This window comes from Arthrobacter sp. B3I9 (assembly GCF_030816935.1).
GTDB lineage: Bacteria > Actinomycetota > Actinomycetes > Actinomycetales > Micrococcaceae > Arthrobacter.
Window position 1 is genome coordinate 3,132,969 of the sequence record NZ_JAUSYO010000001.1, and the last position, 18,262, is coordinate 3,151,230.

Below are 18,262 nucleotides of genomic sequence, written 5' to 3' on the forward strand. Positions count from 1 at the left end.
CCGCGCCGGATTGACGGCGTGCGCGGCAGGCGTAACGTGTCATTCGTGGAGTGGACGGCATGGTTCGACGCGCCGGATTACGAGTTCGCCCGGCAGGTGCTGCAGCGCGGCATTGCCACGCTCTTCTTCGTGGCCTTCCTCTCCTCGCTCAACCAGTTCCCGGCCCTCCTCGGCGAGCGCGGCCTGCTGCCGGTTCCGGACTATCTGTCGGCATTCCGCCGGCTGGGCAGGCCCAGCCTTTTCCACTGGCGGTACTCGGACGGGCTGCTGCGGGCCGTCTGCTGGGCCGGGATGGCCATTGCCGCGACGCTGGTCCTCGGCCTGCCGCAGCTCGGCCCGCCGTGGGTTCCGCTGCTGGCCTTCCTGGCCCTGTGGCTGTTGTACATGTCGATCGTCAATGTCGGCCAGACGTTCTACGGCTTCGGATGGGAGATGCTGCTGCTCGAGGCCGGGTTCACGGCGGCTTTCCTTGGCTCGGACCAGACTCCCCCGCCGCGGCCCATCCTGATCCTGCTGGTGTGGCTGGTGTTCCGGCTGGAGTTCGGCGCGGGCCTGATCAAGATCCGGGGCGGGACCGAGTGGCGGGACCTGACGGCCCTGTACTACCACCACGAGACCCAGCCGATGCCCGGTCCCCTGAGCCGGCAGGCGCATCTGCTGCCCAAGGCGTGGCACCGGCTGGAGGTCCTGGGCAACCATTTCGCCCAGCTGGTGGTTCCGTTCTTCCTTTTCTTCCCGCAGCCGGTCGCGAGCGTGGCGGCCGGGGTGGTCATCTTCACCCAGCTCTGGCTCGTGGTCAGCGGGAACTTTGCCTGGCTCAACTGGATGGCGATCCTGCTTGCCTTCGCCGCCGTCAGTGATCCGGTGGCGCACGCCGTGCTGCCCGCCATCCCGCTGGAGTGGCACGCCCCGTCTGCGGGAGCAGCAGCCACGGCCGGCAGCCAGGCACCGGTGCCGTGGCTCGTGGTGGTCCTCTTTGCCACCATGCTCCACGTGGTGCTGAGCTACCGGCCCATCGAGAACCTTCTTTCCCGCCACCAGCTGATGAATGCCAGTTTCAACCGCTGGCAGCTCGTCAACACCTATGGCGCGTTCGGCACCGTCACCAAGCGGCGGATCGAGATCGTGGTGGAGGGGACCCTCGCCGAAGAGCCCGACGACGGCGACTGGCAGGAGTATGAATTCAAGGGAAAGCCGGGCAACGTCCGCCGCCTCCCGCGGCAGTACGCGCCGTACCACCTCCGGCTTGACTGGCTGATGTGGTTCCTGCCGCTGCGCACGGTGCACGAGGAATGGTTCTACGCGTTCCTCGCGAAACTGCTTGAGGCGGACCGGCCGGTGCTCCGGCTGCTGCGCCACGACCCGTTCGACGGCGCACGCCCCCGCTGGGTGCGGGTCCGCAGCTACCTTTACCGCTTCGCCACCAGGGCCGAGTTCCGTGCGACCGGCGAGCGCTGGGTCCGGATCCCGCTGGCTGTGTCCATCCCGGCGGTAGCCCTCCCGGCGGACAGATAAGCGCACAGATAAGCGCACAGATAGGCGGGAGTAAGGCGCGCACCGACGGGACGGGTCAGAGCGGCTTCAGGACTGGAGCGGTTTCAAGACATAGCGGCGTTCCGGACGTCCGGCGCCATACTTGAGCCGCACGTCCACCCTGGCCTCGTCGGAAAGGTACTCGAGGTAGCGGCGTGCGCTCACCCGGGACGTGCCGGTGAGATCGGCGACCTCTGCCGCCGACAGGTCCGTCTCGGCCGAGCGAAGGACACGTTCGACCATCTTGAGCGTCTCCGGGCTGCACCCCTTCGGCAGCGGACGTTGGGCCGCCTCGCGCTGCCGCTCCACGCCGAAGACCCGGTTCACGTCGGACTGCTCCGCGACGTCCTTTGTGGAGTCCAGGCCCTGGTAGGCACTGCGGTAATGCTCCAGGCGTTCCTGCAGGTCGGACTGGGAGAACGGTTTGATGAGGTAATGGACGATCCCGCCGCGGAGGGCCCGCCGGACGGTCTCCACCTCCCGTGCCGCGCTGATCACCAGCACGTCGAGTTCGGGGGCGATTTCCCGCAGCTGGAGCATCAGGTCGAGCCCGTGGGCGTCCGGCAGGTGGATGTCGAGCAGCACCAGGTCCGGTCGAAGATCCCGCGTCTTGGCGAGCGCCTCTGCCCCGCTGTGGGCCGCGCCCACCACGGAGAATCCGGGAGTCCGCTGGATGAAGCCGGCGTGGACCTTGGCGACCATGAAGTCGTCATCGATTATCAGGACGCGGATCACGGCTGCGCCTTTCTCGGGTGTGAGCCGGGCGTCGGTGTGAGCCGGGCTGTGAAGACGGCACCGCCGTCGTTGTGCACCGAGAGCTGTCCGCCGCGGCGCTGGCAGACAACGCGGGACAGCGCCAGGCCGTAGCCGCGCCCGCCGTCAGCAGTGGCCTGTTTGGTCGTGAATCCCTGGCTGAAGATGGCATCCCCGTGTTCGGGCGGCACCCCGGGGCCGGAGTCCTTCACGGTGACGCGCAACCCATCCGCGCCGTCGTCGATAAGGACTTCGACGGACGCCTCCGGGGTGCCCCGCACTGCGTCGAGCGCGTTGTCCACCAGATTGCCGACGACGGTGGTCAGGTCCCGGGACAGGTCCTCCCCAACCGGTCCAAGGTGCGAGTCCGGGGAGAGCTGTAACGTCACTCCGCCTTCGGCCGCGAGGCTGGACTTTGCGATGAGCAGGGCCGCCAGCGCCGGATCGCCGATCCTGCTGGTCACTTCCTCGTTAAGCCGGGTCCGGTCAAGGGTTGCCCCGTTGACGAACTGGACGACGGCGTCATATTCGCCGATCTGGATGAGGCCGGAAATGATGTGCAACTGGTTCGCGAATTCATGGGCCTGGGCGCGGAGGGTGTCCGTTGCGGTGCGCGTGGTCCCCAGCTCACGCTCGAGTGACGAGAGTTCGGTGCGGTCACGGAGGGTGGTCACGGATCCGATGGTGCGCCCGTGGGACAGCATGGGCATGCGGTTCAGGACAACAAGGCGCTCACCTACCAGCACAAGCCTGTCCGGACCGGGCTGTTCCCGGGTGAGAACCTCGCGCAGGGCCGGCTCCACGGCCAGGGCGCTGAGATTCTTGCCGACGCAGTCGGGCGAGAGTCCGAGGAGTTGCCGGGCACTGTCATTGGCCACAGTGATCCGTTCGGAGGGATCCAGGGCCACCACGCCTTCCTTGAGGTTGTGCAGCATGGCCTCCCGGTTTTCCACCAGATTGGTGATTTCCGTCGGCTCCATGCCGAGGGTCTGGCGTTTCACCCTCCGTGCCAGCAGCAGCGACCCCGCGACGCCGAGCACACTTGCCACGCCGAGATACGTGAGCAGGTTCGGTACCGCGTCGCCAAGCCGCTCCAGGGCAGACGGGTAGTTCCGGCTGATGGAGGCGATGCCGATCATGGTTCCGGTGTCGTCCAGAACCGGGACGTGCGCCGACAGGTACACGTTGCCCGAGCCATGGACCACTCCGGTCCAGGCCCGGCCCTCCATGACCCGGCTCGCTCCCAGTTCGAGGGGCCGGCCGAGTTGGCCGGGGTCCGACGACGCCACCACGATACCGTCCCGCCTGGCCAGGGCGACCTGCGACGATCCGGAGAGGGTCCGGATGGATTCGGCCACCGCGGGCAGTCCGGAGCCGCTGCCGGGCTCGGCGCCGGGAAGCAGGATGCGGACCGTGGGATTGCCGCCCAGGGACTCGGCGGCGGACAAGGCCCGCCGGCCCTCGATCCGTTCAAAGGCGGCGGCGGACTGCTCCAGCGAAATCGCGACCACCGCGACCAGGACGGCCAGGACGATCAGCAGCTGCAGGACCAGGTACTGCCCGGCGAGCGACATTGCTCTTCGTCGAGTCACGTGCTGTCTTTCCTTGAAGTGGTCGAGCTTATAGTGGCCGCGCCTGCAGCGGGGGCCTTAGGCCCCGACGCCGCACGCGCACGGGCGTCGAACGGATCCGGCGGCGGTGGGGTGAACTATACCGGACGCCGAGCGCCGGGTTTGAAGCCTGAAGGCGCCCGGTTGGCGTGCCGAAACGTGAACGAAATGAACTTAACTTTCTCTGCGTACACAAGAGTGATCCCCGTCACGGGGGCACTTAGCATCGGAACACCAGTCAGTTTTGCTGATCAGTTTTATCGAGAGGAACACCATGCGCCAGATCCGCGCATTGCGAATTGCCGCCGTCGCTGCCGGCATTGCCCTGATGGCCACCGGGTGCGGTGCCACGGGCAAGAGCTCCACCGCCGCTCCCGCCAGTTCCGGCGCCGCGGCAGGCCCCATCACGGGGCTGCAGATCCTGGTTCCCAACACCGCCGGCGGCGGATACGACACCACGGCCCGCGTGGCCGCGAAGGTTCTCGACGACGAGAAGATCGCCACGAACACAGAGGTCTTCAACCTCGCCGGCGCCGGTGGCACCGTGGGCCTGGCCCGGGTTGTGAACGAAAAAGGCAACGGCGATCTTGCCATGTTGATGGGCCTCGGCGTTGTGGGCGCGAGCTACACGAACAAGTCCCAGTCCAAGCTCACGGACACGACCCCCCTGGCCAAGCTCATCGAAGAGCCGGGCGCCATCATGGTCAGCAAGGATTCGCCGTACAAGACCATTGGTGACCTGGTGACGGCCTGGAAGGCTGATCCGGGTGCCATCAGCGTCGGCGGCGGTTCTTCCCCCGGCGGTCCGGACCACCTCCTGCCGATGCAGCTGGCCGGGGCCGTGGGCATCGATGCCACCAAGGTCAACTTTGTCTCCTACGACGGCGGCGGCGATCTTCTTCCTGCCATCCTGGGCAACAAGCTGGGCTTCGCTGCCTCAGGTGCCGGTGAGTACCTGAAGCAGATCGAGTCCGGCGAGGTCCGGGTCCTTGCCACCAGCGGCGACAAGCGCCTCGAAGGTGTCGACGCCCCCACCCTGAAGGAATCCGGCATCGACCTGGTCTTCACCAACTGGCGCGGCGTCGTGGCCCCTCCCGGAATCAGCGACGCTGACAAGGCGTCCCTGATTGCCGCCCTTGAGAAGATGCACGGCACCCAGGCCTGGAAGGACGCGTTGAAGTCGCACAGCTGGTCCGACGCTTTCGTCACCGGCGATGGCTTCAAGTCCTTCCTGACCGAGCAGGACAAGCGGGTGGCGGACGTCTTGACGAAGCTTGGCCTGGCGTGAGTTCCATGACATCCGGGCTCAAAGGCCGCTCCGAGCTGGGGGTCGCCCTCCTGCTCGGGGCGGCCGGCGGGCTGGTCCTCTGGGACGCCGCCAACCTCGTGACGCCCTACTCCAAGTCGGACCCCGTGGGGCCGAAGACGGTTCCCTACATCGTGGCCGGCCTGCTGATCATCTGCGCAGTGATGCTGGCCGTCAATGTCCTGCGCGGCGGACACGGCGAGGCTGAAGGCGGCGAGGACGTCGACCTGACCCACCCTGCCGACTGGAAGACCGTGCTCCCCCTTGCCGGCGCCTTCATTGCCAACATCCTGCTCATCGACTGGGCCGGTTGGGTCATCTCCGGCACCGTCCTCTTTTGGGGCAGCGTCCTGGCGCTGGGCAGCCGGCACTATGTCCGCGACGGACTTCTCTCCGTTGCGCTCTCACTCCTCACCTTCTACGGCTTCTACCTCGGCCTCGGAATTGCGCTCCCCGCCGGGCTGTTGGAAGGGATTCTCTAAATGGACGTCTTCAGTTCCCTCATGGACGGCTTCGCCACGGCCCTGACCCCCATGAATTTCCTCTACGCCGTTATCGGCGTCGTCCTGGGCACCGCCGTCGGCGTCCTGCCGGGACTGGGCCCGGCGATGACCGTGGCCCTGCTGCTTCCCGTGACGTACGTCCTGGAGCCCACCAGCGCCTTCATCATGTTCGCCGGCATCTACTACGGCGGCATGTACGGCGGATCCACCACTTCCATCCTGCTCAACACGCCCGGCGAGTCTTCCTCGGTGGTCACCGCCATCGAGGGCCACAAGATGGCCAAGGCCGGCCGGGCCGCGCAGGCGCTGGCGACGGCGGCCATCGGCTCCTTCATCGCCGGGACCATCGGCACCACCCTGCTGGCCGTCTGCGCGCCTGTCGTGGTCAAATTCGCCGTCAGCCTGGGCTCCCCCAGCTACTTCGCCATCATGGTCCTTTCGCTCCTAGCCGTCACCGCCGTGCTGGGGTCGTCCCGGCTCCGCGGCTTTGCCTCGCTGGGCCTGGGCCTCGCGATCGGCCTGGTCGGAATGGATTCCGTCACAGGGCAGCGGAGGCTCACCTTCGGCCAGCCGCTTCTCACCGACGGGCTGGACATTGTGGTGGTGGCAGTCGCGATCTTCGCCGTGGGCGAAGCCTTGTGGGTGGCCGCCCATCTGCGCCGGACTCCACTGAACGTCATCCCGGTGGGGCAGCCCTGGATGGGCAAGCAGGACTGGAAGCGGTCCTGGAAGCCCTGGCTGCGTGGAACCGCCTTCGGCTTCCCGTTCGGCGCGCTTCCGGCCGGCGGCGCTGAGATCCCGACCTTCCTGTCCTATGTCACCGAAAAGCGCCTCAGCAAGCACCCCGAGGAGTTCGGAAAGGGCGCGATCGAAGGCGTAGCCGGGCCGGAAGCCGCGAACAATGCAGCCGCGGCCGGCACCCTGACCCCGATGCTGGCACTGGGACTCCCGACCAACGCCACTGCGGCGGTGATGCTGGCGGCGTTCACCTCCTACGGCATCCAGCCGGGGCCCCAGCTGTTCGCAAGTGAGGGACCACTGGTCTGGGCACTGATCGCCAGCCTCTTCATCGGCAACTTCCTGCTCCTGGTCATCAACCTGCCCCTGGCACCGCTCTGGGCCAAGCTCCTGCAGCTGCCGCGCCCCTACCTGTATGCCGGGATCCTGTTCTTCGCCACTTTGGGCGCCTACTCGGTGAACCTGCAGGCGTTCGACCTGGTGATCCTGCTGGTGCTCGGTGCGCTCGGGTTCATGATGCGGCGGTTCGGGCTCCCCGTCCTGCCCCTCATCCTCGGCGTGATCCTGGGCCCGCGCGTCGAAGGCCAGCTGCGCAAGACCCTGCAGCTCAGCGGCGGAGACGTATCAGGACTCTGGAGCGAGCCCATCGCCATCGGCATCTACATCATCGTGGCGATCATCCTGCTCTGGCCGCTGCTCTTCAAGCTGTTCCGCCGGAACCGTCCTGCTGCAGCACCGGCGGGCACGCAGCTTCAGTCCGGCTCATCGATTCCCAGAGATGCGGGTGGCACTGTCAGCCATGCCAGCCACGGGCACCTGCGCGGGGATGCGCCAGGCGACGGGGACGGGGACGGCTAGCCACGTGTTTCCCGCACGGAAACCCGCACCAATCCGGAACAGTCACTGATCCGGCACCCAGACCGGACACACCGTTAGTTAGGAACAACAATGACAATCGTGGTGGGATACGTCCCTACACCCCAGGGCGAAGCAGCGCTGACCCAGGCCATTGCGGAGGCACGGAAGAGCAATACGACATTGCTCGTGATCAACTCCTCCAAGGGCGACGCCCTGGTGGACAACAGGTACGCGCAGGAACCCGAGATCCAGAGCATCGAGGACCGCCTGGCCACTGAGGGCATTAACCATGTCATCAAGCAGCCGGTGCGTGGCCATGACGCGGCGGCCGAGGTCCTGGAGGCCGCGGAGGAGAACAACGCAGAAATGATCGTGATCGGCCTGCGCCGCCGCACCCCTGTCGGCAAGCTGATCATGGGCAGCGTGTCGCAGCGCATCCTGCTCGAAGCTGACTGCCCGGTCCTCGCCGTCAAAGCCTAACCGTCAGGGCATAACAGTCGTGGCTTAAGCCAAGGCACGCAACAGGCCGGGAGTCCCAGGACTCCCGGCTTGTTGCATGTCCGGAACCGTTTCTAGCGGCCCGCGCGGCGGAGCGTGGACTCGGCGTGCCGGAGGATGGGCCCGTCGATCATCTTGCCCTTGTGCTGGAAAACGCCTGCGCCTGCTGCGGCGGCGGCATCGAGCAGCTCGGCCGCGGCCGCGACGTCTGTTTCGGAGGGAGCATAGGCACCGCGGACCACCGCCACCTGGTTCGGGTGGATGCAGGCCTTGGATGCGAAGCCTGAGGCGGCGCCGTCCTGGGCCTCGAGTGCCAGGCCGGAGAGATCCGGAATGTTGACGTACACGGCGTCGACGGCTTCCTTGCCGAACGCCCGGGCGGCCAGCAGGACGCTGGAACGGGCATGCAGCGCCACGGCACGGTAGCCGCCGTCGTCGGTCCGGCTGGAGGTGCCGCCGAGGGAGGCGAGCAGGTCCTCGGCCCCCCACATCAGGCCCACGACGTTCGGCTCGGCAGCGATGGCGGCCGCGTTCAGGATGCCGGCGGCCGTCTCGCAGAGCGCAATCACGCTGTAGCCCTCAAGCTCCCTGAGCTGGGCGGCGCCTTCGGCCTTGGCCAGCATGACGTGCCGGTACGGGGTGTGCTTCAGGCAGTGCAGGTCCTTTTCGAACTCCTCGGTGCCCGCCGGGTTCACCCGGATAATGGTCCGGCTCGGGTCAAGTTCCGGGACATCGCCCGCGGACCCGAGCTGGGCGAGGATGGCGCCGCGGGCGCGCTGTTTGTCAGCCGGCGCGACGGCGTCTTCCAGGTCGATAATGACGGCGTCGGCGCGTTCGGCAGCTTTCTGGTAGCGCTCGGGACGGTCGGCTGGGCAGAACAACAGGGCAGGGCCCATGAGGAAGGTCATGTGTCTATTCTGCCCTTCGGAGCGCGTTCTTACAGGTCGGTTTCTACCCGGGCGGTTTCTGCCCGGTCGGTTTCTACCCCGGCGGTTTCTGCCCCGGCGGCGTTTTGCTCCGGCGCCGCGGCGTGGGCCGCCCGCGTCCACATCAGGCAGCTGCGCGTAGCGAGGGCCACAACGTCCCCGTGCTGGTTCCGGCCGGTGTGCTTCAGCGTCACGATCCCCTGGCCGGGCCGGGAGGAGGACAGCCGCTTCCCGGTCACCACGGTCTCGGTGTACAGCGTGTCGCCGTGGTACAGCGGGTGCGGGAAAGACACGTCCGTCATGCCCAGCTGGGCGACGATGGTGCCCTGCGTCAGCTGTGCGACGGACTGCCCCACCACGGTGGCCAGGGTGAACATCGAGTTCACCAGGCGCTGCCCGAACGGCTGCTCCGCGCTCCAGGCGGCATCGAGGTGCAGGGCCTGGGTGTTCATGGTCATGGTGGTGAACAGCACGTTGTCCGTCTCCGTCACGGTGCGGCCGGGCCGGTGCGCGTAGACCACGTCCTCCTCAAGCTCGTCGAAGTACAGTCCGCGCTGCTCGATTACCCGCGGCCCGGCGGGGTGTGATGCCCCCATCGTCGTCATACGGTCAGTTCCTGGTCTTCCTCGAAGAGGTCGGCGCCGGTGGCCGCGGCCACGTCCTCGATGGATACGTTGGGTGCCAGTTCGCGGAGCACCAGGCGGGACTTGCCGCCCTCGGCCACGACGTCGATAACGGCAAGATCCGTGATGATGCGGTCCACGCAGCCCTTGCCGGTCAGCGGCAGGGAGCAGCGCTCCACGATCTTCGGCCTGCCGTTCCGGTCCACATGCTCCATCATCACGATCACTTTCCTGGCGCCGAAGACCAGGTCCATGGCCCCGCCCATCCCCTTGACCATCTTGCCGGGGATCATCCAGTTGGCCAGGTCGCCGTTGGCGGCGACTTCCATGGCGCCGAGCACGGCCACATCCACGTGGCCGCCCCGGATCATGCCGAACGACGCGGCGGAGTCGAAGAACGCCGCGCCCTTGTTCACCGTGACGGTTTCCTTGCCCGCGTTGATCAGGTCCGGATCCACCCTGTCCTCGCCGGGGTAGGGCCCCACGCCGAGGATGCCGTTCTCCGAATGCAGCACCACCTCGACGCCGGCGGGGATGTAATTGGGGATCAGGGTGGGCATCCCGATGCCGAGGTTCACGTACTGTCCGTTATGCAGTTCCTGCGCCACCCGGGCGGCCAGTTCATTGCGGGTCCAGCCTTTGATGCCGTTCCCGTCGCCGCCGGGGTGTTCGACGGCGGATCGGCGGTATTCGTGCCGGACGGCTTCGGGGCGCGGAGCGTAGGGGCTGTTCGGATCCATGGCTAAAGTCCTGCCTGCTCTGTTGCGGGGGCGGCCCCGGTTGCCGAAACCGTCCGCTTTTCGATGCGCTTCTCGATCTGCGGTGCGAGCACCACGCGCTGGACGAAGATCCCCGGAACGTGGATGTGCTCCGGGTCCAGTTCCCCGGGTTCCACGAGCTCCTCGACCTCGGCGATGGTGATCCGGCCCGCCATGGCGCAGAGGGGGTTGAAGTTCATCGCGGTGGCGTGGAAGACCAGGTTGCCGTGGCGGTCGCCCTTCCACGCGTGCACCAGGCCGAAATCGGGGTTCAGCGATTCCTCCAGGACGTAGTCGGCGCCGTTGAAGCCACGGACCTCCTTGGGCGCCGAAGCGATGGCGACGTTCCCCTCGGCGTCGTACTTCTGCGGCAGCCCGCCTTCGGACACCTGGGTGCCGACCCCTGCCGGCGTGTAGAAGGCGGGGATGCCGGCGCCGCCGGCGCGCAGCTTCTCGGCCAGCGTGCCCTGCGGGGTGAGGACCACCTCGAGTTCACCGGCGAGGTACTGCCGGGCAAATTCCTTGTTTTCCCCCACGTAGGAGCTGATGGTGCGGCGGATCCGACCGTCCTTGAGCAGGACGCCGAGCCCCCAGTCGTCCACTCCGCAGTTGTTGCTGACGGTTTCCAGGTTTGTGGTCCCGTGCTCATGGAGGGCACTGATCAGGGCCACGGGAATGCCGCAGAGTCCGAACCCGCCGACGGCCAGCGAGGCGCCGTCGGGGATGTCCGCCACGGCCTCGGCAGCGCTGGCAACAACCTTGTCAATCATTGTTGATCCTTCTCTCGACGGGTCCTGCCAGCGGCCGGGTCAGAGGCCGAGTTCGCGGGCGATCAGCATCAGCTGCACCTCCGTGGTGCCCTCGCCGACTTCAAGGATCTTGGAGTCGCGGTAGTGGCGCGCCACGGTGAATTCGTTGATGAAGCCATAGCCGCCAAACACCTGGGTGGCGTCCCGCGCGTTGTCCATGGCTGCCTCGCCTGCGACCATCTTAGCGATGGCCGCCTGTGTCTTGAACGGCTTTCCGGCCAGCATCCGGGCGGCCGCGTCGTAGTACGCCAGGCGGGCCGTGTGGGCGCGTGCTTCCATCCGGGCGATCTTGAACGCGACCGCCTGGTACTTGCCGATGTTCTGCCCGAAGGCGCTGCGTTCCTTGGCGTATTTCACCGACTGGTCCACGCAGCCCTGCGCGGCGCCGACGGCGAGGGCTGCGATTGCGATCCGGCCCTCGTCCAGGATGGAGAGGAAGTTGGCGTAGCCGCGGCCCCTGGTGCCCAGCAGGTTGGCTTCGGGGACGCGGACGTTGTTGAGGGTCAGCGGGTGGGTGTCCGAGGCGTTCCAACCGACCTTGTTGTAGGCCTTTTCCGCCGTGAAGCCCGGAGTGTTGGTGGGCACCAGGATGGTGGAGATTTCCTTCCTGATGCTGCCGTCCGGCCGTTCTTCCTGGCCCGTGACGGCGGTGACCGTGACGAGCCGGGTGATGTCCGTGCCGGAGTTGGTGATGAATTCCTTGCTGCCGTTGATGACCCAGGTTTTTGCGTCTCCGTTGCCTTCCAGCCGGGCGGTGGTCTTGGTGCCTCCTGCATCCGAGCCGGCTTCCCGCTCGGTCAGGCCGAAGCCCGCGAGCGCCTTGCCGGAGGCCAGCAGGGGCAACCATTCCTCCTTTTGGACCTGGTTGCCGAAGCGGTGGACAGGCATGGCGCCGAGGGAGACGCCGGCCTCGAGCGTGATGGCAACGGACTGGTCCACACGGCCAAGCTGTTCGAGGGCGAGGGCCAGGGCGAAGTAGTCCCCGCCCATGCCGCCGAACTCCTCCGGGAAGGGCAGGCCGAACAGGCCCATGTCGGCCATCTGGGCGACCACTTCGTAGGGAAAGCTGTGTTCCTCGTCGTGCTTGGTCGAGACGGGGGCCACGACTTCGTCGGCAAACTCCCGGACGGTGTTGCTCAAGTCCTGGTATTCCTCGCTGAGTTCAAAATCTGCCATTGGGAAAACTCCTGTGTCTGGATATGGCGTGGTCTGGTGGCTGTTGTCGGACGTTGCTAGTCCGACGCGCCCATTGCGATGACGGAATCTGCGACGGCGTCATCCGCGGCAACGGCCTCGTCCGCAACGCCCGCAGTTGAGTCGTCCATTGCGGGCGGAGCCGCCGGGTGGACGGTGGCGAGTACCTGGTCTGCCTTGACGAGGTCTCCGGGGCTGGCGCTGAGATGGACCGTGCCGTCCGAGGGTGCCACCAGCTGGTGCTCCATCTTCATCGCCTCCACCGAGAGCAGCACCTGGCCGGCCTCCACGGTGTCGCCGTTGCTGACGGACACGGACACCACGGTGCCGGGCATCGGTGAGCGCACGGCCGGGTCGGCGGCGCCTTCCTCGCGGTGGATCTCGGCGAGCACCCGGGCCAGCCGGGCCTCGCGGGTGAGCACCTCGAGCCGGCAGGACCACCCCTCGTTGCCGAGGAAGAGCTCGGTCGGCTCCGTGCCGTCACCGCCCTGGCCAAGCGCTCTCCGCGAGACCGACGTGAGCGAGTACACCCGCGCTTCGCCGTCGAGGGTCAACTCTGCGTGGTCCCGTTTGGGGAAGCGAAGGGATGCCGTGCGGCGCGGGCCGCCGTTGATGGTCACCCTCGCCGTCCCATCCCCCGCCATGCCGGAGACCTCAACGGTGGCGAGACCGCCGTCCGGTGTGCCGAGGCTGATCCGCCGTGGGGCGCGTGCTCCGAGCCTCCATCCGTCGCGGAGGTGCCAGGGGCCCTTCCAGGCGTCCTGCGGACCGGGCTCCTGCATCGCCGCGACGAAGACGGCAGCGGCGGCCACCTCGAAATCGCCCGCATGGCGGAAGCTGAACTCGGGCATCCGGCGTTCGATCAGGCCGGTGTCGAGCCGACCGGCGCGGACGTCGGCGTCGTTGATCAGCAGGCGCAGGTATTCGACATTGGTGTCGATGCCCAGGGCGGTGTACCCGGCGAGCGCCTCATCCAAGGTGTCCAAGGCCGCCGCGCGGTCCTCGCCCCACGCGATGACCTTGGAAATCATCGGGTCGTAGCTGCTGGAGATTTGGAGTCCCTCCAGCAAGGCCGAATCCACACGGACCTTCCCACTCGCGGTGTCCGGCAGCTCGTCGAGCAGCACGACCTGTCCAATGGACGGCAAAAAGTTCTTCTCCGGCACCTCGGCGTACACGCGCGCCTCCACAGCGTGGCCGCGGAGCACGACGTCGTCCTGGCGGACGGTGAGTTCCTCGCCCGCGGCGATCCGGACCTGCCATTCGACGAGGTCGACCCCGGTGACCATCTCGGTGACGGGGTGCTCAACCTGCAACCGGGTGTTCATTTCCATGAAGAAGAACTCGTCCGGCGCGTTGTCGGAGACCAGGAACTCCACGGTGCCTGCACCGGAATAGTTGACGCTGCGCGCGGCGTTGCAGGCTGCCTCGCCGAGGCGGGCACGGAGGTCCGCCCCGTTCGGCAGCGACTCCAGCAGCGGCGACGGTGCTTCCTCGATGACCTTCTGGTGGCGGCGCTGCAGCGAGCATTCACGCTCGCCCAGATGGATGACGTTGCCGTGGTTGTCCGCCAGCACCTGGACCTCGATGTGCCGGGGGGTGGTGACGAGCCGTTCCAGAAACAGCGTGTCGTCGCCGAACGCGCTGGCCGCGACCCGGCGGGCGGTGGCCAGGGTTGCTTCCAGCTCCTCAGGCCGCTCGACGATGTGCATGCCCTTCCCGCCACCGCCGGCCGAAGGCTTGATCAGCAGCGGGAAGCCGACGCCGGCCGCCGCCTCGATCAGCGCGGCGTCCGTCATCCCCGGCTCGGCGATACCCGGGACCACCGGCACGCCGTAACCCGCGACGTGGTTCTTGGAGCGGATCTTGTCCCCCATCACGTTCAACGCTTCGACGCCTGGGCCGATGAACGTTATTTCCGCCTCTTCCAGCGCCCGGGCAAACTCGACGTTTTCGCTCAGGAAGCCGTAGCCCGGGTGGACGGCCTCGGCTCCGGTGTCACGGCAGGCCCGGATGATGGCCTCGATCCTGAGGTAGCTTTCGGCAGCGGCCGCGGGGCCGATCCGGACGGCGACGTCGGCCTCCCGCACGTGCCGGGCTCCGGCGTCGGCGTCGGAATAGACCGCCACCGAACGGATGCCGAGGGCGCGGAGGGTCCGGATCACCCGGCAAGCGATTTCGCCGCGGTTCGCCACGAGGACGGTGCCGAAGAGCGGCTTCGAGGGATTGATCGGTGAAGAGATAGTCACTGCTGACTCACATCCGGAACAGGCCGAAGGAGGTCTCCGGCAGCGGGGTGCGGGAGACGACGTCGAGCGCCAGTCCCAGGACGGTGCGGGTGTCCGCGGGGTCGATGATCCCGTCATCCCAGAGCCTGGCCGTGGAATAGTACGGGCTGGCCCTGGTCCTCGTACTGCTGCTTGATCGGGGCCTTGAAGGCGTCCTCGTCCTCGGCGGACCATTCCTCGCCGCGGGCCTCGTACTGGTCCCGCTTCACGGTGGCGAGCACGCTAGAGGCCTGGTTTCCGCCCATCACCGAAATCCGTGAGGCCGGCCACATCCAGAGGAAGCGCGGGGAGTAGGCCCGCCCGCACATGGAGTAATTGCCCGCACCGAAGGATCCGCCGATCACGACCGTCAGCTTGGGCACCCGGGCGGTGGCGACGGCGGTGACCATCTTGGCGCCGTTCCTGGCGATGCCGCCCTGCTCCGAATCCTTGCCGACCATGAAGCCGGAAATATTCTGCAGGAAGATCAGCGGAATCCCGCGCTGGTCACACAGTTCGATGAAGTGGGCGCCCTTGAGCGAGGACTCGCTGAAGAGCACGCCGTTGTTGGCGACGATACCCACCGGATGCCCGTGCAGCTTCGCGAACCCGGTGACCAGGGTGGTGCCGTAGTTCTTTTTGAATTCGTGGAAGCGGCTGCCGTCCACAAGCCGGGCGATCACCTCGCGCACGTCGTACTGGGCGTTGACGTCGGTGGGAACGGCGCCATAAAGCTCGTCCGGATCAGCGATCGGCTCGACGGCGGTGTCCACGTCCCAGGCAGGGGCGGCCGGCCGGGGCAGGGTGGCGACGATGTCCCGGACGATCTGGAGGGCATGCTCATCGTTCTCAGCCAGGTGGTCGCTGACGCCGGAGATTTTTGCGTGCACCTCGCCGCCCCCGAGTTCCTCGGCGGTGACGATCTCGCCGATGGCGGCCTTCACGAGCGGCGGCCCGCCCAGGAAGATGGTGCCCTGGTTGCGGACGATCACGGTCTCGTCACTCATGGCCGGGACATAGGCGCCGCCGGCCGTGCAGGAGCCCATAACGGAGGCGATTTGCGGGATTTTGGCGGCGGACAGCCGGGCCTGGTTGAAGAAGATCCGGCCGAAGTGTTCCTTGTCCGGGAAGAACCTCGTCCTGCCTCGGCAGGAAGGCGCCGCCGGAGTCCACGAGGTAGATGCAGGGCAGCCGGTTCTCGAGGGCGATTTCCTGCGCCCTCAGGTGCTTCTTCACCGTCATGGGGTAGTAGGTGCCGCCCTTGACGGTGGCGTCGTTGGAGATGACGAGGACCTGCCGGCCGTGGATCAGGCCGATGCCTGCAATCACACCGGCTCCCGGGGAGTCGTCGTCGTACATGCCGTTCGCTGCCAGGGGCGCGATCTCGAGGAACGGGCTGCCGTTATCGAGGAGCTGGTCGATGCGTTCGCGCGGCAGCAGCTTCCCCCGGGCCACATGGCGTTCGCGGGACTTCTCCGGCCCGCCCAGCGCCGTCCTGGCGAGCCGTTCCTTCAGTTCGAGGGCCAGCCCCAGCTGGGCGTCCCGGTTCGCGGCGTAGCCGGCGCTCGTGGCGTCGACCTGGCTGGCGATTGTCTCCATTGACTGCTTCCGTTCCCGGGCCCCATGCTGGAGGCCCACCTAGCGGGCTTCCCGCCATTTCAGTTAGGACCGCATAACTGGAATTTAGGTTAGTCTTTATTAACTGGAATGTCTATGGCAGAACGATGCGACCAGCTGGAAGGGAGTTGATGATGTGCCGGTGACCGAGCCCAGCGACGGGGCGGACGAGCAACCGCAATCGGCCGCGCCATCAGCCGAGGCGACGGCGACGCAGGCCCCGCTGGCCCCGCTGGCCCCGCCGACCCAACGAAGCCGGGCGAAGCAGAACCGCCGGCAGGCGCTGCTCTCGGCTGCCGCAGCCCTGTTCGCAGCGGAGGGTTTCAACAGGGTGTCCCTGGAGGACCTTGGTTCCGCAGCGGGTGTCAGCGGACCGGCGGTCTACCGGCATTTCGCCGGCAAGCAGGCCGTCCTCGGTGCCCTGCTGTTGAGCGTCAGCCATGAACTCCTCGACGGCGGCCGCCAGGTGGTGGCGGAGTCCGACGGAGCCGCGGCAGCGCTGAGCGGCCTGGTCGAGTTCCACGTCGACTTTGCCTTGAGTAACCCCGATGTCATCCGCGTGCAGGACCAGGACTTCAGCAACCTCGCCCCGGACGACCAGGCCGAGGTCCGCACCCTCCAACGCAGTTATGTGGAACTCTGGGTGGAGGTGCTGGCGAGGCTGCATGCGGGCACCGAGCCTGCCGAACTCCGGATGCGCGCCCACGCCTCCTTCGGTCTGATCAACTCCACACCCCACTCCGTCCGCACCCACGGCCGGCGGGTCGCCGCCAAACGCGCCCGCCCGCTGCTCGAGAGCATGGCCCTGGCCGCCCTGATGGCACCCGTGGGGCCTGCGCCGCTCTGATTGGAGCCGCACCGCTGACCTGCGCCGGTCCGGTTCTGCGCAGGCCTGTTCTGCGCCGGTCCGGTTCTGCGCAGGGAAATGCTGGGTTGAAGGTAGCCGATACCCATCCGGGCGCATATTGACAGTAGATAGCCGCGGGTTCAATGTTTTAGCTAATCGGCGCTGACGTAACTCATTCGGAGTTTCAAAGACATAGCCCGGGACCTTCTCCGGGTTATGTCGGTTTAAAATCAAACTCTCATGCAGGTTGAGACGGAGAGAACCGTCCCATGTTTTCCCACCGAAACAAACTCCATGTCGAAGTTGTAGTGGACTGGTCCCGCTGTTCACGGGGAAACTTTTGGCCCGAAGTTCTCACGGAGCTAAACAGGCGGCGGCTGGTTCCCAACACAACCCGTCTCTACCCGCTGGCTGATTGGACCTGGCATCCGGCGCCCGGATTGTGGCGGCAACAACTCGTCAGGGTGCCCGGAGAGTCCCTCCTTCAGCGCTTGGACCGTTGCGATGTACTGATCTTGAACTGGGACGTTGCCAATGGAGACCCTGACTTCGGCGCAGATCTTGCGATGCGCTGGTTTTCCCACAGGCGCCCGGAGATTCTTCATTGGGTCCGGGAACGTGGCGGAATTCTGATCATCGAAGGTGAAGCGCGCCTGGGAGTTCCAGCGCAAGCCTCGTACGACGCTGTATTGGGTGAGTTTCAAGTACAGGTTTGCGGGGAGGCCGATTCTCTTCGGCCCCGCAGGCAGGTTGAACGAAACGGCACCCGCTGCAAGATGACTAATGCAGCGCGGTTTCCGGCCCTGGCGAACACCTCTGCTGCCCCTTTCATCCACCTGCAATCGCTAACTGCGCGGCAACGGTCATTCGATGACATGTTTCCGGGAACTGCCGGGCTAATGCTGTCTCCGTTCCTGTCCACCGGGGATTGGCAACTGCTGTACCGCGGATGGTTCCGCTGGAATCCATTCCGGCGGAAGCGCATGCCCTGGGTACCCTTCGCCAAGACCGCGGACCGTAAATTCAACCATCCGACAATGCTGGTCGCTAAACACGGCACGGGCGCGGTGTTCGTTTCGACCATGTTCCTGGCCAGCAGCAACCAGCTGCAGCTGGTCGAAGCCATGCTGCGCTGCCACGGCGACGTCGCGAGGTTGCCCGACCCGCCCCGCCGTGTCCTGTTTGTCAGGAAATGGATATTGAGCAACATGGTTCCACTGATCGCCGCAGTGGCAGCACTGCTTCTTGGACGCCAGCTCGGATGGGATCAGGCCGTAGGAGGAAACGAAGTTCTGAGACTGGGATTTCTTGCCCTGCTTGCGCTGACAGTTGCAGTAGTCGCGAAGCTTCGCCATCGGCTGGCGGGTCTCGTGCGTGAGGTCACGGGGCGCTAAGCGGCCGTTGTGGCCGCCCGAACCAGGT

At 66.6% G+C, this 18,262-nt stretch carries 15 protein-coding genes and 1 pseudogene; 7 read left to right on the forward strand and 9 right to left on the reverse strand.

All coding sequences use genetic code 11. The annotated features are described in order from the left end of the window. Positions 1-45 precede the first annotated feature (45 nt). Positions 46-1,515: a lipase maturation factor family protein gene (locus tag QFZ65_RS14590; protein ID WP_306911426.1), complete on the forward strand. Its 1,470-nt coding sequence runs from the start codon at positions 46-48 to the stop codon at positions 1,513-1,515. A gap of 66 nt (positions 1,516-1,581) precedes the next feature. Here QFZ65_RS14590 and QFZ65_RS14595 read toward each other — a convergent pair whose 3' ends face one another. Continuing rightward, positions 1,582-2,268 carry a response regulator gene (locus tag QFZ65_RS14595; RefSeq protein ID WP_306911427.1) on the reverse strand — a complete coding sequence of 229 codons (687 nt, stop codon included), beginning with the start codon at positions 2,266-2,268 and terminating at the stop codon, positions 1,582-1,584. After that, positions 2,265-3,860, reverse strand: a complete 1,596-nt coding sequence (locus QFZ65_RS14600) for a sensor histidine kinase (RefSeq protein ID WP_306912595.1) — start codon at positions 3,858-3,860, stop codon at positions 2,265-2,267. Before QFZ65_RS14600 ends, QFZ65_RS14595 begins: the two co-directional genes overlap by 4 nt. A gap of 310 nt (positions 3,861-4,170) precedes the next feature. Between QFZ65_RS14600 and QFZ65_RS14605 the strand changes: the two genes are divergently transcribed. The 4 genes from QFZ65_RS14605 (at position 4,171) to QFZ65_RS14620 (ending at position 7,781) form a co-directional block, all read left to right on the forward strand. After that, the gene (locus QFZ65_RS14605; protein ID WP_306911428.1) at positions 4,171-5,184 is read left to right on the forward strand and encodes a tripartite tricarboxylate transporter substrate binding protein; all 1,014 of its coding nucleotides are present in this window, start codon (positions 4,171-4,173) and stop codon (positions 5,182-5,184) included. Further along, positions 5,181-5,684, forward strand: a complete 504-nt coding sequence (locus QFZ65_RS14610; protein WP_306911429.1) for a tripartite tricarboxylate transporter TctB family protein — start codon at positions 5,181-5,183, stop codon at positions 5,682-5,684. Before QFZ65_RS14605 ends, QFZ65_RS14610 begins: the two co-directional genes overlap by 4 nt. Next, positions 5,685-7,301 (forward strand): tripartite tricarboxylate transporter permease, encoded by a 1,617-nt coding sequence (locus QFZ65_RS14615; protein ID WP_306911430.1) that lies wholly within the window; start codon positions 5,685-5,687, stop codon positions 7,299-7,301. It begins immediately after the preceding gene. 90 nt (positions 7,302-7,391) lie between these two features. Then, positions 7,392-7,781 carry a universal stress protein gene (locus QFZ65_RS14620; RefSeq protein WP_306911431.1) on the forward strand — a complete coding sequence of 130 codons (390 nt, stop codon included), beginning with the start codon at positions 7,392-7,394 and terminating at the stop codon, positions 7,779-7,781. Between the two features lie 92 nt (positions 7,782-7,873). Here the strand turns inward: QFZ65_RS14620 and QFZ65_RS14625 are convergent, their stop codons facing one another. The 7 genes and pseudogenes from QFZ65_RS14625 to QFZ65_RS14655 form a co-directional block, all read right to left on the reverse strand. Further along, positions 7,874-8,707, reverse strand: coding sequence for a CoA ester lyase (locus QFZ65_RS14625; RefSeq protein WP_306911432.1), 834 nt, complete (start codon positions 8,705-8,707; stop codon positions 7,874-7,876). Positions 8,708-8,736: 29 nt separating this feature from the next. Further along, positions 8,737-9,330 (reverse strand): MaoC family dehydratase, encoded by a 594-nt coding sequence (locus QFZ65_RS14630; protein WP_306911433.1) that lies wholly within the window; start codon positions 9,328-9,330, stop codon positions 8,737-8,739. Further along, entirely contained in the window at positions 9,327-10,088 is a 762-nt protein-coding gene (locus QFZ65_RS14635) for a CoA transferase subunit B (RefSeq protein WP_306911434.1), read from the reverse strand. Before QFZ65_RS14635 ends, QFZ65_RS14630 begins: the two co-directional genes overlap by 4 nt. 2 nt (positions 10,089-10,090) lie before the next feature. Further along, the gene (locus tag QFZ65_RS14640; protein ID WP_306911435.1) at positions 10,091-10,876 is read right to left on the reverse strand and encodes a CoA transferase subunit A; all 786 of its coding nucleotides are present in this window, start codon (positions 10,874-10,876) and stop codon (positions 10,091-10,093) included. 39 nt (positions 10,877-10,915) lie between these two features. Further along, on the reverse strand, positions 10,916-12,091 hold the full coding sequence (locus QFZ65_RS14645) for an acyl-CoA dehydrogenase family protein (protein ID WP_306911436.1): 1,176 nt from the start codon (positions 12,089-12,091) through the stop codon (positions 10,916-10,918). A gap of 56 nt (positions 12,092-12,147) precedes the next feature. Beyond that, on the reverse strand, positions 12,148-14,358 hold the full coding sequence (locus tag QFZ65_RS14650) for a biotin carboxylase N-terminal domain-containing protein (protein ID WP_306911437.1): 2,211 nt from the start codon (positions 14,356-14,358) through the stop codon (positions 12,148-12,150). A 7-nt stretch (positions 14,359-14,365) separates the two neighbouring features. Next, positions 14,366-15,975: pseudogene (locus QFZ65_RS14655) on the reverse strand (carboxyl transferase domain-containing protein). Between the two features lie 160 nt (positions 15,976-16,135). On the opposite strand from QFZ65_RS14655, the gene QFZ65_RS14660 reads away from it, so the two are divergent. Both QFZ65_RS14660 and QFZ65_RS14665 read left to right on the forward strand, forming a co-directional pair. Then, positions 16,136-16,840 carry a TetR/AcrR family transcriptional regulator gene (locus tag QFZ65_RS14660; RefSeq protein ID WP_373427597.1) on the forward strand — a complete coding sequence of 235 codons (705 nt, stop codon included), beginning with the start codon at positions 16,136-16,138 and terminating at the stop codon, positions 16,838-16,840. 515 nt (positions 16,841-17,355) lie between these two features. Continuing rightward, positions 17,356-18,234, forward strand: coding sequence for a hypothetical protein (locus QFZ65_RS14665; RefSeq protein ID WP_306911438.1), 879 nt, complete (start codon positions 17,356-17,358; stop codon positions 18,232-18,234). Positions 18,235-18,262: the final 28 nt, after the last annotated feature.

What these genes read in the sequence shown, in the direction of transcription:
- QFZ65_RS14600 (WP_306912595.1), bottom strand. Translation starts at nt 3,860, where the DNA reads ATGTCGCTCGCCGGGCAGTACCTGGTCCTGCAGCTGCTGATCGTCCTG.
- QFZ65_RS14605 (WP_306911428.1), top strand. Translation starts at nt 4,171, where the DNA reads ATGCGCCAGATCCGCGCATTGCGAATTGCCGCCGTCGCTGCCGGCATT.
- QFZ65_RS14615 (WP_306911430.1), top strand. Translation starts at nt 5,685, where the DNA reads ATGGACGTCTTCAGTTCCCTCATGGACGGCTTCGCCACGGCCCTGACC.
- QFZ65_RS14620 (WP_306911431.1), top strand. Translation starts at nt 7,392, where the DNA reads ATGACAATCGTGGTGGGATACGTCCCTACACCCCAGGGCGAAGCAGCG.
- QFZ65_RS14625 (WP_306911432.1), bottom strand. Translation starts at nt 8,707, where the DNA reads ATGACCTTCCTCATGGGCCCTGCCCTGTTGTTCTGCCCAGCCGACCGT.
- QFZ65_RS14630 (WP_306911433.1), bottom strand. Translation starts at nt 9,330, where the DNA reads ATGACGACGATGGGGGCATCACACCCCGCCGGGCCGCGGGTAATCGAG.
- QFZ65_RS14635 (WP_306911434.1), bottom strand. Translation starts at nt 10,088, where the DNA reads ATGGATCCGAACAGCCCCTACGCTCCGCGCCCCGAAGCCGTCCGGCAC.
- QFZ65_RS14640 (WP_306911435.1), bottom strand. Translation starts at nt 10,876, where the DNA reads ATGATTGACAAGGTTGTTGCCAGCGCTGCCGAGGCCGTGGCGGACATC.
- QFZ65_RS14645 (WP_306911436.1), bottom strand. Translation starts at nt 12,091, where the DNA reads ATGGCAGATTTTGAACTCAGCGAGGAATACCAGGACTTGAGCAACACC.